The following is a 15,321-nucleotide window of genomic DNA, read 5'->3' as shown; positions in this document are numbered from 1 at the left end:
CTTCGGCCTTTCTTCAAGCCCGGTGATGAAATCGTTATGGCACAGCCCCAAACAAGGTTTTGGGTCAAGGACTATAACGCCACCCATACCGGAATCAGCCTGATGGATGCCAATGGCAATGAGGTCTCAACGCTGCAGCAATTTCAGCTCCTGCCACTCAGTCAGCAAAACCTCCAGCCTTATGATACCAATTTCAGGCTTATCCGGTCTATCAACCGCAATATGCAGATGGCTTCTATGGCAAGTATTACCCTTATGAAAAATCCGCTGCAGGGTTATGCCACGAATATCTATTCCAGCTTTACCGCCAATACCAATATTGTTAATGCTTCTGCGATTGATTATAATGACTTCTGGCCTTCTCAATGTGAAAATGGTCTTCCAGTCCCGCTGGAAACAGACATTAATGCCTATTTATATAACATATTGGGAAACTGGAAAGCATCAAAATCATATGCCTACCTTTCCGGAAGAAACGGTTCTGTCAATACAGTTACCAGAAAATCGGGTTATTTCAAGACGTTTAATCCATTTTATGTGTACAACGAAACAGATGGCGTCTGGGTTAAAGACAGCCTTAACTGGACTTATGCAAGCCAAGTGACCAAATTTAGCCCCTATGGCGCCGAACTCGAAAACCGCGACGCACTGCACCGGCATTCTGCAGCCCAATATGGCTATGATTATAAATTACCAGTAGCCGTTGCTTCAAATTCCAGATATGATGAAATGGGCTTTGATGGTTTTGAAGACTATTCTGTTGAAGAGCTTTTATTGCCCCAAAAGAGGCATTTCAATTTGTATAAACCCGGTCAGGGCAATATCACCTCCAATGCAGCGCATACCGGTAAAAAAAGCCTCGTGCTGTATCCGGGACAATATGTGCAATTCTTGCGCACGATTGTAAAATGTTCCGGAGAATCAGACAGAAAACTAACAATATATAACTAAGAAAAATGAGACAAATCATATTGTTTGCAGGCTTGTTACTGATATGCCAGTCCAGCTATTCACAAAGCATTAAAAATTCAAATGGCGACATACTTGATGGCACTTTTGACTGCCCGGGATTGCCCGGAATCACCTCGGTAAATTTGCTAAGTCCGTATTGCTTTAATTGGGATTTTGAGGTTCAGGCGCCGAAGATAGCAACCGATTCCGATTATCCGATAGGGATGGGTGAATTTCCGGTAGGCGTATCAGGTAATTTTTGCAGGCTCACAAAACAGATATCCGGTGGTGTTGTAACGATAAACCAACAATTAAAAGGAACAATTACAGGATTGTCAGGTACCGAGCAGGGCCTGCTGCATTTTACCTGGCGAATATAAGCCCTATAAATCAGGAAATAACAGGGGATTATTTTGCTACTATCAACATTATGATTAATGGAAGGTACGCAGATTACCGCATACTGCCTGACATGACAAGCGTAGGAGGTTGGATTGAAGTTTCCGTACCGTTCTGCGGAACGCCATACAGCCCAACAGCCGATTTTGTCATTACATGCCCTAAGTTCCAGAATGAAGACGAGATCGGCGATGCCGAGTATACTATTGCCATAGATAATCTTACTGCTCTTTCAACTCCTACAAAATGTCCGACTGGAGTTAAAGATTGTAATTATTGTTCCAGTTTTAAGCTGATTCCTGGAGAAAAATATGTCATGAGCGGCTGGGCCAGGATGGCTAATGTTGATACATCAGGGGAAACAGAAACCTACCTGCCGGTCAATAGTGATTTGTTTACTTATGAGGGCCTAGCATTAGCCTGAATTTCTATAGTGGCATTGAAGGTGACGGTACAAATCTAGAGGATTATACCTTTACCCCATCAGGACAGATCATTGAGAATTGGCAACGCATCAGCGGTGAATTTACGGTTCCTGAAGATGCCCGGAGCATTTACATAACCTTTGACGCTACCACCGGAACCTCTTCAACGTATGTTGCTCTTTTTGATGATATCAGGATACATCCGTTAAATTCCAGCCTTAAATCTTTTGTCTACGATGCCGAAAGCCAGAAATTAATGGCCGAGCTCGATGAAAACAACTACGCCACGTTTTATGAATATGACAAAGAAGGCGGCCTGGTACGGGTAAAAAAAGAAACTGAAAGGGGCGTACAGACCATCAAGGAGTCGAGATCATCTAATCCAAAAAAATCAGAATAAGATGCTAAAAAAGACATTGACGTTTTTACTGATGCTTATTTGTTCGGCGTTTGCAGCTGCGCAAAAAGATGACCGTAAGGAAATGGAAGGGCTTTTCAGCAAGACCCAGAAGGTATATGAAAACGCAAACAGTTTCAAGTTGGCAACTAGTTATAAGCTTTACCCAACCTACAGGTCAAACACGGTATGCGAGTCTTATGCAGGTATACTGTTCAGGAACAAGGAAGATTTCTATTGCAAAATCGACAAGACCGAATTTATAAAGATTGCTGACACCTATATAAAAGTTGACAACGAATCAAAACGCATGCAATTGAGCAATGAAAAAGCACCCGATCCCATCGAGGCTTATAATATCAGGGCACTGATGTCGCATTTCAGGGATTTTTCGATGACATCGACTCCAGACCAGTTTATCTGTACTATGACTTGCCCGGAACTTACGTTGGTTCCTTATGGGAAGGCAATCATCTATATCAATAAGAAAGATCTCACCATAGACCGTCAGGTTATGTACATGCTCAACCTCAATGCCTATAAAAATAGCAAAGGCAAGAATGTTACAGATTATCCGAGGCTTGAAATCCTTTTTTCCGAATTTGACAGCCAGGCAGCTATACCGGCCGTAAAATTCAAGCTTGAAACCTACATCCGTAAAAGCAAACAAGTGCCAATACCAGCAAAAGAGTATAAAAATTATCAGATTGTTGACTAAACCGTAGCGTATGAGAAAACTGCCTAATTTTCCGAAAAATACCGATGTTATAAAAAATGCAATTCTTGGCTTATTATTGTTTTTAAGCAGTATGGCGGTATCGGCAAAAGAAACCAAATGGTACCAATCGATCAGTGGATCAGCCATAATTCCCGGCGCAACTGTCACAAATATCGATCCGGAACTTTCTTTTGCTTCGACTTACATGACGCCAAGGTCGGCCACTTATGTCATCTTGAAAATCGAAGATTTTTCAGCTCCTTTTTATTGGTACACCTATAGTGTTAACCTGAAAGTGACACCTATTTTAAATGACGGCAGCTACGGGGATGTATATGTGATCGATCTCGAAGTAGAAAATAACAGGTATGGCGGATTCGGCAATTTTATCGACATGCGTAAAGTGCTTGTCGAGGCCGGTGCAAGAGGCGCCAGTATCCATGTCAATAGTATAACGGCTTCTAATAATGAAACTTCGGCTCCAATCACCGTAACCCCTACAAACATTACACTCTCAGTTTCGTATGAAGTCGAAAGGTATTATTATTTTGAACCTTCTGACCTTACACATGCAAATGTTAATTATTTTAGTTTTTCCAACGATTTAGCAGTCAATTGGGCCGAAATTGCCGGTGCTGAAGAATATGAACTGGAATGGACATGGGCAGATAACTATTCTAAAGTAGGGTTGACTTCACCACTGGGAATGGAGGAAATCCCGATGTCGATAAGTGAATTTGAACACAATGCCTCCAGGGTTACAGTCAAAGGTTTAAGCTATCGCGTACCATTGGTTTATGATAGCGGATACCTAATTTTCAGGATAAGGGCCGTTGGAAGATTTACTGACTTTTCAATTTCTCCTTTATTACCCACTATTTATAAAAATATAAAATACGGGGACTGGGATGTCAATCCAACTGGCATAAATCCAAATATTTCAGACTGGAATAATGGTGCCAATAATAACATCTATCAAGTCACCTCAGACGATAAACTCAATTGGCAATTCCAAACCTCATATGCCGAGAATGGCAAAAAGAAAGACGTAGTTTCCTATTTTGACGGTTCGTTGCGCAACCGCCAGACCGTTACCAGGATCAATACCAGTAACAAAGCCATCGTTGGCGAGGTTATATATGATGAAGAAGGGCGGGCGGCCATCGAGGTGCTTCCTTCTCCTGTTGAAGACAGCAGGATTAAATATTACCCCTCGCTGAATAAGAACATGTCGCTGCTGCCTTATTCCTACCAGGATTTTACGCCCGGCGAAAACAGCTGTTCTGTGCCTTCAGAAGGCATGTCTGTGAATTCAGGCGCGAGTAAATATTATTCGGATAATAATGCGGTGACCAACAATTTTCAGGATTTTGTGCCAAAGGCTGAGAATTTTCCTTTTTCAAGAACTGAATATGAATTGGATAACACCGGCCGCATCAAAAGAAAAGGCGGAGTAGGGGTTGAGCACCAACTCAATTTCGGAACATGAGATGAAATATTTCTACAGCATCCCGTCACAGCCCGAACTCAACAGGCTTTTCGGGTATAATGTAGGGATTGCAGGTCATTATAAAAAGAATACTGTAGTCGACCCAAACGGGCAGGTAAGCAACACTTACCTCGATCCTCAAGGCCGTACTATTGCTACTGCACTGTCTTCGGGATCTCCCATAAATACACCACTCCTGGATGAAACTACCAATTCGTTGCATACTTTTATCGATGAAGACCTGCTTAATAAGCTAACTCCAAATGCCCATGATACGCCTCTTGATAATAACGTCAGATTCTCTACAGGCAGCTATGGAAACATTCAGGACGGTTTGAGGCTTGACTTGCAGAAAACATTGATTGGTACTTCAAGTCAACCTTTTACTTTTGATTATTACATGGAGAAAGTGACCGATTTCGACTATGAGTGCTCAGGAACCAGTGATTTTCATTATCCTTTTATATACAATCTTAAGAGAACGCTTACTGACGATTGCGGAACAGAATACTCTGGAACTTCCGGTAAAACATATCGGTGAATATGAGCTGCAAGGCAAGAATATCGTACAAACAGTGGCACCTGTCTATGATCCTATTCCCGAAGTGCGCACACTCAGCCCCCAAACCTATGGTATTTCAAAAGAATTGACAGTAGACGCAGACGCGCTGGAGGTTTTCGTTGATAATTACATTATAAAAGGATCGGCCGCCGGCTGTATTTCCGGTAAAATTTATCCGAGTGCAAGCGATGATGGCTGTTATGAAACCTGCCAGCAGTGCGCTGATCATTTCCAAAGCCTTCATTATACCGGAGCGGCAAACGGCCGTCCGGCTTACATAGCGCAAAAACTTCATGATAATGCCGAACTGAACCAATTGGCATCGATGCCTGGAGGAACTTCAACTCCCGAATATGGAGCACTGGTAACCATGCTCACGCAAAGCTATGGAAGAGAATGGGATTTATTGCTTGAGGCCTGCCTAAAGCCATGTGCCCCGACGGTTATTCTACAGGCTCGAGCGGCAACATCGTTTCGATGACCTGCGAAAATGGTCTCGATGTGCTTATGGCAGACATGCTCCCAAGCGGGCAATACGGTATATATCCGTCGGATATCGACAACGAAGGGAACGTCAGCACCAGCAATGAGGCGCCGGATATTAGTACACTACCGCTTTCGGTATATAACGAGAGCAACAGCATCTTTGCACTTGTAAAAGGCATCGACCCGGCACATTGCAACTGGAGGTACCCGCATTATTTTGATAAGGACGGTATTTTGAATATTCCTCCGGCATCTCCCGGAGATCCATCAACACTCCCTGCCAACGAGGTATACAAGCATTATTATAATGAATTGGGTGAGATTGATTATGTGCCGGTCACCTGGGATGAAGAGACCAGTACTTTCAGCCCGAAAATTACCTATACCTCACCGGATGATTTTGCGCCGGGTTCACCTAATATCGTTAATGCACTGGGAGGCAAATACCGTGTGGAGCCTCAGTTTCTGGCAAATGTGGATGATTTTATCCAACGTATCGCTTCACACCACTATTGGGCACAGTCGTTGGTAAAATACCATCCGGAGTTTCATTACCTCGATTACGTTTACGCACAATGTAAAGTGTCAGATACAATTCCGGCTACCGACCTAAAATTACCTGACCCTGCCTCAGAAGACGGTGAGCCGTTTATCAATACTGCCGTAACGCTTAATTCTGACGGTTTCGACTCACTGCTCGGTTCGTTGACAACTTTCAACCAGGCTTTGGAAAGCGGGCTCCTGAACAATGAACTCGCACTCTACGATAAGGATCCTTTCTTTCAAAAGGAGCATCCGCTGGACGGATCGATAGTCATTCCGGCTACTACTGTTGGCCCTGATGGCACTCAGGTTAATACGTCAACAGAGTTTCGCCCAGGAAGCTGCCTTGATTGCAAAGCAAAATGTCATGATGCATGCCCTGAAAGACATGACCGGATCAACAGATCCTGTTTACGCTGACGCTTTAGACCCACCAGGGTCAGGCCACCAAAGAATGTACGAAGATTATGGCATGGTCATGGCCAGTTACATATACAAGACCATAAAATGCAATGGAATGAACACTGCCTGTCCCAGCCATACGCACCATGTTCTACTACTAATTCCAATAGCTTTGAATGGGTGATGTGCCAGGTGCAATCTAGTAACTTTACTGCTGCAGAAAAAGACCTGTTCTGGCATTATTATGTCACATATTATATGGGCCTTAAGCAAAAGCTGCAGCATTCATTCCTGAATATGCACGCATATAGGCAAGGATTTTACAATGACTGTATCGGCAATAATAATTCTGAAAAGATCAACCGCATATCCGCGGTAATCAGGCGATATGTAACACAGGCGCAACAAGTCTGGCACTGGATACACGGCAGCAGTATTCCTGGTGAGACGCTGCATACCGAAAATGGCAACTTGCTGAAAGACAAGGAAAAAAGGTTCCTGCCGTATGATGAAAGCTATGATTCGGATAAAACAGAGGCTGAGATTGGAGAAGACCTGATGGGTCAGGCACAGTCTGCCTACCTGCAGGGAACGGGTAACTGCCCGATCATCAACGATCTCTCCATCTTCCTTGGCGGGATATTTAAAGACCAGAGCATGCTTACGGTGGTCAACGGCAGTAATACCGCGCCGGTTAATTTTTACGGTGGTTATCTGACGCCGATATTATTCAAGGCACTTGCGCTACCTGCTACTCCTGTTATGCCACCTGCTTCTTTGAACTTTCAGGGCATAGTTAGTCTTTCAAGCGGGAACAAGCAGCTTTCACTTAAATTGGCCGATGGTGCAAGCGCCTTTACCCCACCTGTAATGCTTACAATACCATCAACTCAAGTCCTGACATGGTCAGGTTACGGAACCAACTGGAGCATTATCCAGGTAAGCGAATTGAGCCATACCGGAAACTCAGGCGGTGTTTACAACTTTAGCTTTGTAGCCAAAGTAATGACGATCGGTGGCTCGCCGCAATTTTTTGAAATGGTTATTACGGGAACAACAAGTGCTGTGCTGACCTGCTCGAACGATCCGGGTATTGCCGATGCCATCGGCGGGGTCTATGTACCGCCGGCAGATCCGACCTGTACAAAAAAGCAGGATTTTGCACAGGCGTTATTACAACTCATTCAGAACCTGCAGGCAACCTCGCATGTTAACGACAGCAATTATGACCTGCTTACCAACACTACTTACGTCAATGGTTACCTGCCTGACTTTCTAATGGTCAACAACGGGGTGCTGACCCAAGTCTGGAAACATTCGGGTACCAATACCTATATAATCGGTACTGAGGCAATGGCAAATTCATCATCGCCACGGGAAAGCATTGTTTTGAATCTGAATCTTTCTACCCCAATTGTTTCACTATATTTAGTCGGGCTTAATAGTGCCGGTACTGCCCATGTCGTAAATGCTGTTGACGACCAAGGAACTTTGATAACCGGAGAAGTAAATACAAATTCCTGGGTTGGTGGCGGTCACTCGAGTTTATATGTCCCATTAGAATTCAGATGCTGTAAACCAAGAACAGCTGAAGTCGATGACAGAACCCCACAGGATTTTTTAAACGCCATAAAAGCCGTTGCCAATGAAGTTTTGCTCGATGCCGAAATAAAGTATACATCTTGTGGCATCTCATGTGTTGGAGGTTATATGCCAGTATCGGCAAACTGGATCAACCTTGCATCATTTTTTATCAATCCTGTTACATATTTTGGCAGTTTTACTTATGGTGTTAACGAACTTACCCGGGTCAGTATACTATTAGATTTAGCCTCGGAACTAGCGGCACGTTTAGTCATTTCGACTTTATTATAGATGACTTCCATAAACGAATTGTAGAAATTGGTGTCAATCCTTATTTTTTCCAACAAGCTTCATTATCATCAGGAGATGATGAATTCAGCATTTCGACTCAAGACCTGTTCCAGCTAGTCACATTAAATACGGGCGATACAACAACAATAGGTCTTGAATTGAAGCACGTTAAAGCCTTTCATAACCTGCCAACCTGCGACTGCATACCACAAGCCCGTGCAGCGGTAGACTGTGATTCAAAGTATGAATTATATCGCCACCTCGGTTTTACAGACTATTTAGGCTCGCCTACCACACCACCTGACGAAGCGCCTTTTTATCAGCTAACCTACACGGAATTCTGCAACAACAATTATGCGTATATCATTGACGGATACATCAAGTATCTCTGTGCTTTCGGAATCACACCTTCTAATTACATGACCCATCCGAATTACATTACCCTGTGCGATTTCGGTTCAGCGAACTGGGTTATGGTTTTAATGATTTAGGCCATGGCTATGATGATGTTATTGGAGCTTACAAAATTTATCTTGACAATATAACAGACCCACAACATGTATGGTATTTGACAGCATTAGGAGGATATACCCACGAAAGCACCAGCCCTGAAGTAGAAGGCCAAGATCCGATTGACTATGAACTGGTAGACACATGGCAGGAATTCGCGTCCTATTATATCCATGAAAATCACATTTGCCCACCGCCATATATGCAGGACGATGAGCCAATAATACTGCCGATAAACCCCGATAATCCTTGCAAAATATTCAATATTAACGTGCATGATACTTATAATGCTGAAGCTTATGCCGCCTACATCCAGTCATTGAAGGATGCCTTCAGGCTGAAGTATATAAACGAGGCGATGCGTGAGGTGAACGAAAAATACCGTTTGAATTATTACGACAAGGAGTACCAGTATACACTTTACTATTATGACCAGGCAGGTAACCTGATGCAGACCGTGGCCCGCAGGGAGTGAACCGTTTTAATGGCACTGCTGCCGAACTGACGGACTACAGTACCAATGTCGATGATTACAGGCATGATAATAACGATGCGACAGATAATCCGGCACTGCTGCCGAAACACAATTTCAAGACACAATACCGCTATAATTCTCTGAACCAGCTGGTGTGGCAGTATACCCCTGATGGCGGCGAAACAAGATTTGCCTATGATCCTTTGGGCAGGATTGTCGCTTCCCAGAATGCCAAGCAAAAAGCGAGTACTTTCCTCACCTCGCCAGCACTGGAATACGACAACAAGTTGACTGGTAATGCCAACCAGGTGATCAATAATTATGTCGGTACTAACACCTGAACCAATACCGGCGGATCGTATCCTCCACGACCATTACATCCGGATTTGCTGAACACACTATTCGTATTAATGAAAGCTTACCGGTAAGCAAAACTTATGAGGTGATGTTTGGGTTGTCGTATGCTGATACACCTGCGACCGATGAACATATATATTATTGTTTTTACTATGCCAGCAACGGCACTTATAAAGTACGGGTGCTTGATGTAGATAAGACACCTGCCCTCTATTATTCTGATGGCGACAGGATGCGGATTGAAAAAAGTGCAGGGCGGGTACGCTTTTACCAGAACGGGAATGTCGTTTACGACACATATGATGTAAGTCCGACCGCCGCTGCGGTTGTTGATTTTGCCATAAAGAATAGCGGTTGGCCGTGCGTGAAATAAATTTGGGACTGTATCTCAGTAAATCCTTTAGCTATAGCTGTTATGATCTTCTCGGCCGCATCAGAGAGGCGGGAGAATTCGCAACCAAACAAAACATTTATATCGATGACAACGGCAAACTTGTCAACCCTGTCACGGGCGAATGGGTTGGAGTCGATTCTGTTGGGGATGATAATTATCCGCACAATGTTTCAACAGCTCAAAAGGAAGTTACGCGAACGCTTTACGACAACTACGGCGATTTCCAAGATGATATTAATGTATATCTGTCAGACCCGGAAAATAACACGCGTAACAGGGTTACTGCTATCCTCACATTTGCAGAAAGCTCTGAAGCGACACCGAATTCAGATTTCGAGACGGCCATCTTTTACAATTACGATATTCACGGCAATATCGATGAAATGGCGCAGGTGCTCAGCCAGTCGGTAATTGATATAGGCGAACCTATCATTAAGCGCGTCAATTACGAGTATGACCTGATCAGCGGTAATGTGAATAAGGTGATTTACCAAAAGGATGCGTCAGACCAGTTCATCCATAAATACAATTACGATGCAGATAACAGGGTTACCGATGTACAGACCTCAAGCAACGGTACGATTTGGGAAACCGATGCCACTTATGAATATTACGATCACGGCCGTTAGCACGCGAAATCATTGGCGACAAGAAAGTTCAGGGAATCGATTTTGCCTATACGCTCCAGGGATGGCTCAAAACCGTCAATGCAGAGAACATGACCGACCAGAATAAGGATATGGGGCATGATGGTAATTATGTTTCTCAGGATGCCTTTGGATATTCATTGTCTTATTTCAATAATGATTACCACGCCAGGCATATTGGTGATATGCAGATGAATGCGGTTTCCGATTCGGGCAATACCGACGGCACATCACTTTTCAACGGCAACATCAACCGCATGATCACTACACTGCGCGATACGAAGGAAGTCGTCCTGCCTACGCAGGCCAATCTGTACTCGTACGACCAGCTCAACAGGATTTTTGGCATGACCTCTCAGAAAGTAGTGCAGACGGAAGGGACCTTAAACTTTACCGAAAGTTACCATAATGATTTTACCTACGACCGCAACGGTAATCTGATGACGCTTTTCCGCAATGCACCGGAATTCGGTACCGGATTTCTTAAGGAGATGGACCAGTTTTCATATAACTATATTCCGTTTACCAATAAGTTAGACCACATTAAGGATTTCATTGGCGCCGCTAATTTTGGTAATGTTACCGACGGAAATCCGCAGCTCGACGTAGATGACCAAATCGACAATAATTATCGCTATGATGCCATCGGGCAACTTACTCAGGACTCGGCTTCAAATATCCGGAAAATTACCTGCGTGTTGACGGTAAGGTAAAAGAGATAACAAAAGACAATGGCGACAGGATCAATTTCTTTTATGACGGATTGGGCAATCGTGTGGCAAAGCAATTTGTAAATCCGTGGCAGAATACATTTACCCATTACACACGCGATGCCCAGGGCAATTCGATGGCCACTTATCGCGCCAATATACCTTCTCCTGTTGAAGGACAACTCCCGGAACCTGTAAGTTACAAGCTGCTGGAGCAGGATATTTATGGCAGCAGCCGTATAGGGTTGCAGGAATATGGCAAAAATGGCCCGGATACTGATTTCAGGCGCGTTGGTGATAAACGTTACGAACTCACAAACCATTTAGGCGATGTTGTAAGCGTCATCAATGACAGAAAAATCGTTCCGAGCAGCACTAAGCTGATCATCAATGATGATTTTACGGAAAATTGTGATTGGAATCAATATAACCACGCTGATGTCTATTGCAAAAATGATGTTTTATACGTAAATATTCAGGAGATACACGCAGGGGCTGAAAAGAAGCTTAAACTGTATGCAGGCGATAATGTGGCGATACAGTTAACGGTAATCCGGCCTGATACATTCCCGGCAGACCTGCCTTTAACCTTTGAAATTGCAGACAGCAGCAACAACGTTTATGTCAGCATGACGGTTCCGCCATCAGGTGTTATCGTGACGAGTTTTGCCGTACCGGCTAATGACAACTATTTTGTAAGGGTTTATGGCGGAGATACCGAGGCCGCTATAGATTACCCGGTATTATTCTTCATAGACGATTTTTATGCTTACGGGCTTGGGGCAGCATCAGACGAATATGTGTCTGTATTCCGGCCAGACGTATTAAGCGACCAGGATTACTATCCTTTCGGAATGCTCGTGCCGAAGCACTATCATGAGGATGATGATAACTACCGCTACGGTTACCAGGGCCAGGAAAAGGACAATGAGATCAAGGGCGAAGGGAACTCTTTGAACTACACTTTCAGGATGCACGACCCGAGGGTGGGGAGGTTTTTTGCGATAGATCCGTTGGCTTCTGATTATCCCTGGAATAGCCCATATGCTTTTAGCGAAAACAGAGTAATCGACAGGATTGAACTTGAGGGACTGGAAGCTGCAGCCGTATATTTTCCAAAAGGCACATCCGATAAAGATAAAAATGATTTTTACAAGTCATACAACACAAGTATGGCAAAAGGGGGAGCTTATACTCTTCTTACAGCCGCCGTTGTATGTGATGTGATTTTTACCAGAGGATTGTGTACAAGAATATTTGCAGCCGCTGGCTTAATGGATGCTATTAATGAATCTGAAAGAGGGAAAGAATACGAAAAGAAGGGAAATCATGCTGAAGCTCAAATACATTTTGACAATGCGAGAGAGAGCAGTAAAATGGCAATATTGGGAGTTGTTGCTGATGGTGCAGTATTTACAATTGGCAAAGTAGCACAACTTGTAACTATTACAAAAGGTTTACAGGGTTCTAAATTTGCGCAAACATTCATAAGGACTGATGAAATTTTTTCTATTGAAGGACAAAAATCTTATTCTACTATAGCCGGAACAGAGATAAAGAAAGTAGACGATTTGGTAAAGGCTTTAACCGGCGGAAAGGTAACTCCTAAAGATATTCCATTAAATTATGTTATTCAAAATGGCGAAAAAGTAATTCTAAATAGCAGAACTTCGATAGCGCTGGAAAGAGCTGGAATACCAATGAAAAATTGGTATGGAATAAATCAGACAGGAAAAGTCGCCTATACAACGGCAAAGGAAGGGCCGTAACGTTTGATGAGTTAGCAAAACAACAGCTTAAAGGAGAAGCACCATCTGCCACACCTCCTGTAAATCCTAAAAAAAAATAAAATGAAATGTACTACACCAATTATAATTTTTGATACAAATTCTATTTTCCCTTCCTATGGTGAAAACGAGGTAGAACTGATTTTTAGAGATGGGAACCTGGACGTTAAGGTGTTTTATGAGTCCAAAGAAAACTACGAGGAGAATTTTATAGACTTTTCATTTAAGCACACTTGCTATCATAAGTTCACAAGTTTTCCAGGAGTTAGCGATTCTTTAATTAGTTATGAAAAATATGATGACATCAGTTCATTAATTGAATTTAAGTATTCAGATTACAAACTTGATTGGGAAAAACATTTTAATTATCTTTTTAAATTTAGGCATTTTAGAATTTTCTTCATAAGTGCAAACCACTATTTAGAGGTTATTTGTGAGGATTTAGAAATTAAAACTTAAATAATTCTTGTCTACAAAATCCGTAAGCCAAATGTTATTCTCGGAGAGATAAAACTTAAAATGGTTTTTGTACATTTCTAAAGCCGAAACTTCAAAAATTGCGGGTTTTCCATGTCGCACACCCACTTTATTCGCCGTTTCAATATCAGCGCTCAAATGTACAAAGTTCCTTTCTTGCTTAAGAATTCCTTTCTCCATAATGGAAGTTATATTTTTATGTGCTGTACCATGATACAAAATAGCAGGCGGTATGACAGGTTTAAGTTTTAAATCAATATTTAATGAATGTCCTTGATTAGCTCTTATTCGTGAAAAATTATCAGAAAAGATGAAGCGTTTTTTATCATTGAGCTCAACGATGTATTTTAAATCTTCAAAGGAAATATTTTTATTGTTTGCATTTAATTTTTCTAAAAGCTCCTTTACACTGGCCCAACCCTCGTCACATAAAATCAAATCAATTTCTCTGGGTTTATGCCTTAATACCAAGCTTAAAAACTTACTAAGACTATTTCTTTCATTACTATTCATGCTTTTTGTGTAAAATTCCTTATTTGTTATTCGTTTGTAAAGTTACATAATGCCGGCAATGTAATACCGTATCGATTGTGGGCTTTCTTTTGAGAATACAAATTAAAAAGACCAGATGGCACGCGGATTTCAAATCCGTGCCCTTTTCACATCACCCCCAACTTCAAATGCACCTTCCCGATCTCAGCATCCATATACCCCTGCGCATAATGCACATAGCGGTTAAAAGAATTGCTGCCGCTGCTGTGCCCACTCACTTTTCGTACTAAGTGTTCAGGCATTCCTAAAATGAGCATGGTCGTAATGGCGGTGCGCCGCATCATGTGCGAGCTCATCTTGTCGCAGAAGCGATTGTTCTTATCATCTGATTTTTTGGTAAGCCTGTGCGTTTTGCCCTGCTTTTCGCGCGATACTTCTATTACATTGGTGAAGTTAGCCAATTCACCGATCTGCTTCAAGGTTTTATTGAAATTGAACAGGCTGATTTTCCCAAAAACTGCTGATTTTGTATTTTCAGGTTTGTATTGTTCAAAGATAGCTACGGCATAAGGCGGCAATTTTATGAGGCTGAACGTCTTTGTTTTTTGAGATTTGATCTTCAGGTAAAAATCATTGTCAGATTTCTCGAAATTTTTGGAAGTAAGCAAAAAAATATCCGAAAACCGCAGTCCGGTCGTGCAACCAAAAACAAAAATATCCTTGATGCGCCTTTGCGACGGCAACAGGCTTTTATCGAATTCGACATCGTGAATCAGGAATTTAAGTTGTTCCGGAGACAAAACAAAGATCTCGATTTCTTCTTTTCTGACATAAAAACGCCTTTGGAAATTGCCCGTAGCAAAATCTTTATCGTTCTTAACGTAATTAAAGAATACTCTGATTACCTTAATATTGGCGCCTACATAATTATCGTGGCAATTTCGTTTGTAAAGGAATTCGGTAAACTTTTGGTAGAATTTTTTCCAATAGCTTTTTTCCGACTGCAATTCGCGCTTGTCGAGTTTGGCGGCGTCACAAAGACGCAACTCGAATCCGGTTTCGGTGGAAAACCGAATCAGGTTGGCCAGTACGTAATTGTAATTTTGTATGGAGCCGGGTTTTATTTTCTTGCCGTTTTTTTTAAGCCGTTTTCCGGTTTCTGTTTCTTTGATGAATTGCTTGAATAATGGGATTATGGGGGTTGTTTTTTTCATACTGATGGAAT

Annotated in this window: 19 protein-coding genes; 17 read left to right on the top strand and 2 right to left on the bottom strand. The window is 42.5% G+C overall.

Annotated features, from left to right (window positions below; translation table 11 throughout):
• Positions 1–36 precede the first annotated feature (36 nt).
• The 17 genes from ACSLFW_RS18490 (at position 37) to ACSLFW_RS18410 (ending at position 13,586) form a co-directional block, all read left to right on the top strand.
• Complete coding sequence (locus ACSLFW_RS18490; protein ID WP_436556980.1) at positions 37–951, top strand: hypothetical protein; 915 nt, start codon at positions 37–39, stop codon at positions 949–951.
• 5 nt (positions 952–956) lie between these two features.
• A complete protein-coding gene (locus ACSLFW_RS18485) occupies positions 957–1,331 on the top strand; it encodes a hypothetical protein (protein ID WP_436556979.1) in 375 nt (124 codons plus the stop codon).
• A 50-nt stretch (positions 1,332–1,381) separates the two neighbouring features.
• Positions 1,382–1,774, top strand: a complete 393-nt coding sequence (locus ACSLFW_RS18480) for a hypothetical protein (RefSeq protein WP_436556978.1) — start codon at positions 1,382–1,384, stop codon at positions 1,772–1,774.
• A gap of 257 nt (positions 1,775–2,031) precedes the next feature.
• Positions 2,032–2,175 carry a hypothetical protein gene (locus tag ACSLFW_RS18475; protein ID WP_436556977.1) on the top strand — a complete coding sequence of 48 codons (144 nt, stop codon included), beginning with the start codon at positions 2,032–2,034 and terminating at the stop codon, positions 2,173–2,175.
• Between the two features lies 1 nt (position 2,176).
• Complete coding sequence (locus ACSLFW_RS18470) at positions 2,177–2,890, top strand: hypothetical protein (RefSeq protein ID WP_436556976.1); 714 nt, start codon at positions 2,177–2,179, stop codon at positions 2,888–2,890.
• Positions 2,891–2,900: 10 nt separating this feature from the next.
• On the top strand, positions 2,901–4,379 hold the full coding sequence (locus tag ACSLFW_RS18465; RefSeq protein WP_436556975.1) for a DUF6443 domain-containing protein: 1,479 nt from the start codon (positions 2,901–2,903) through the stop codon (positions 4,377–4,379).
• Position 4,380: 1 nt separating this feature from the next.
• Positions 4,381–4,920, top strand: a complete 540-nt coding sequence (locus ACSLFW_RS18460; RefSeq protein WP_436556974.1) for a hypothetical protein — start codon at positions 4,381–4,383, stop codon at positions 4,918–4,920.
• A complete protein-coding gene (locus ACSLFW_RS18455; RefSeq protein WP_436556973.1) occupies positions 4,823–5,422 on the top strand; it encodes a hypothetical protein in 600 nt (199 codons plus the stop codon). Before ACSLFW_RS18460 ends, ACSLFW_RS18455 begins: the two co-directional genes overlap by 98 nt.
• Positions 5,371–6,390, top strand: a complete 1,020-nt coding sequence (locus ACSLFW_RS18450; RefSeq protein ID WP_436556972.1) for a hypothetical protein — start codon at positions 5,371–5,373, stop codon at positions 6,388–6,390. The genes ACSLFW_RS18455 and ACSLFW_RS18450 overlap by 52 nt, the downstream gene beginning before the upstream one ends.
• Positions 6,391–6,477: 87 nt before the next feature.
• Positions 6,478–8,247, top strand: coding sequence for a hypothetical protein (locus ACSLFW_RS18445; RefSeq protein WP_436556971.1), 1,770 nt, complete (start codon positions 6,478–6,480; stop codon positions 8,245–8,247).
• A gap of 445 nt (positions 8,248–8,692) precedes the next feature.
• Complete coding sequence (locus ACSLFW_RS18440; protein ID WP_436556970.1) at positions 8,693–9,232, top strand: hypothetical protein; 540 nt, start codon at positions 8,693–8,695, stop codon at positions 9,230–9,232.
• On the top strand, positions 9,229–9,573 hold the full coding sequence (locus ACSLFW_RS18435) for a hypothetical protein (RefSeq protein WP_436556969.1): 345 nt from the start codon (positions 9,229–9,231) through the stop codon (positions 9,571–9,573). Before ACSLFW_RS18440 ends, ACSLFW_RS18435 begins: the two co-directional genes overlap by 4 nt.
• A 101-nt stretch (positions 9,574–9,674) precedes the next feature.
• Positions 9,675–9,962: a hypothetical protein gene (locus ACSLFW_RS18430; RefSeq protein WP_436556968.1), complete on the top strand. Its 288-nt coding sequence runs from the start codon at positions 9,675–9,677 to the stop codon at positions 9,960–9,962.
• 2 nt (positions 9,963–9,964) lie between these two features.
• The gene (locus tag ACSLFW_RS18425) at positions 9,965–10,612 is read left to right on the top strand and encodes a hypothetical protein (protein ID WP_436556967.1); all 648 of its coding nucleotides are present in this window, start codon (positions 9,965–9,967) and stop codon (positions 10,610–10,612) included.
• Positions 10,613–10,701: 89 nt separating this feature from the next.
• Positions 10,702–11,343: a hypothetical protein gene (locus ACSLFW_RS18420; protein ID WP_436556966.1), complete on the top strand. Its 642-nt coding sequence runs from the start codon at positions 10,702–10,704 to the stop codon at positions 11,341–11,343.
• Positions 11,344–11,405: 62 nt separating this feature from the next.
• On the top strand, positions 11,406–13,109 hold the full coding sequence (locus ACSLFW_RS18415) for an RHS repeat-associated core domain-containing protein (RefSeq protein WP_436556965.1): 1,704 nt from the start codon (positions 11,406–11,408) through the stop codon (positions 13,107–13,109).
• An 81-nt stretch (positions 13,110–13,190) separates the two neighbouring features.
• A complete protein-coding gene (locus ACSLFW_RS18410) occupies positions 13,191–13,586 on the top strand; it encodes a hypothetical protein (RefSeq protein ID WP_436556964.1) in 396 nt (131 codons plus the stop codon).
• Here the strand turns inward: ACSLFW_RS18410 and ACSLFW_RS18405 are convergent.
• The gene (locus ACSLFW_RS18405) at positions 13,569–14,117 is read right to left on the bottom strand and encodes an RNA 2'-phosphotransferase (RefSeq protein WP_436556963.1); all 549 of its coding nucleotides are present in this window, start codon (positions 14,115–14,117) and stop codon (positions 13,569–13,571) included. The two genes, ACSLFW_RS18410 and ACSLFW_RS18405, sit on opposite strands and share 18 nt — an antisense overlap.
• A gap of 146 nt (positions 14,118–14,263) precedes the next feature.
• Complete coding sequence (locus tag ACSLFW_RS18400) at positions 14,264–15,310, bottom strand: tyrosine-type recombinase/integrase (RefSeq protein WP_436556962.1); 1,047 nt, start codon at positions 15,308–15,310, stop codon at positions 14,264–14,266.
• Positions 15,311–15,321: the final 11 nt, after the last annotated feature.

The sequence above is a fragment of the Flavobacterium sp. 3HN19-14 genome (assembly GCF_051373205.1).
Lineage (GTDB): Bacteria > Bacteroidota > Bacteroidia > Flavobacteriales > Flavobacteriaceae > Flavobacterium.
Note: the sequence above shows the minus strand (reverse complement) of the source record. Positions and strands in the feature narration are given on the sequence as shown.

Coding starts and splice junctions, on each gene's coding strand:
- ACSLFW_RS18490 (WP_436556980.1), top strand. CDS start 37: ATGGCACAGCCCCAAACAAGGTTTTGGGTCAAGGACTATAACGCCACC.
- ACSLFW_RS18485 (WP_436556979.1), top strand. CDS start 957: ATGAGACAAATCATATTGTTTGCAGGCTTGTTACTGATATGCCAGTCC.
- ACSLFW_RS18480 (WP_436556978.1), top strand. CDS start 1,382: ATGATTAATGGAAGGTACGCAGATTACCGCATACTGCCTGACATGACA.
- ACSLFW_RS18475 (WP_436556977.1), top strand. CDS start 2,032: ATGGCCGAGCTCGATGAAAACAACTACGCCACGTTTTATGAATATGAC.
- ACSLFW_RS18470 (WP_436556976.1), top strand. CDS start 2,177: ATGCTAAAAAAGACATTGACGTTTTTACTGATGCTTATTTGTTCGGCG.
- ACSLFW_RS18465 (WP_436556975.1), top strand. CDS start 2,901: ATGAGAAAACTGCCTAATTTTCCGAAAAATACCGATGTTATAAAAAAT.
- ACSLFW_RS18460 (WP_436556974.1), top strand. CDS start 4,381: ATGAAATATTTCTACAGCATCCCGTCACAGCCCGAACTCAACAGGCTT.
- ACSLFW_RS18450 (WP_436556972.1), top strand. CDS start 5,371: ATGTGCCCCGACGGTTATTCTACAGGCTCGAGCGGCAACATCGTTTCG.
- ACSLFW_RS18445 (WP_436556971.1), top strand. CDS start 6,478: ATGCAATGGAATGAACACTGCCTGTCCCAGCCATACGCACCATGTTCT.
- ACSLFW_RS18420 (WP_436556966.1), top strand. CDS start 10,702: ATGACCGACCAGAATAAGGATATGGGGCATGATGGTAATTATGTTTCT.
- ACSLFW_RS18410 (WP_436556964.1), top strand. CDS start 13,191: ATGAAATGTACTACACCAATTATAATTTTTGATACAAATTCTATTTTC.
- ACSLFW_RS18405 (WP_436556963.1), bottom strand. CDS start 14,117: ATGAATAGTAATGAAAGAAATAGTCTTAGTAAGTTTTTAAGCTTGGTA.
- ACSLFW_RS18400 (WP_436556962.1), bottom strand. CDS start 15,310: ATGAAAAAAACAACCCCCATAATCCCATTATTCAAGCAATTCATCAAA.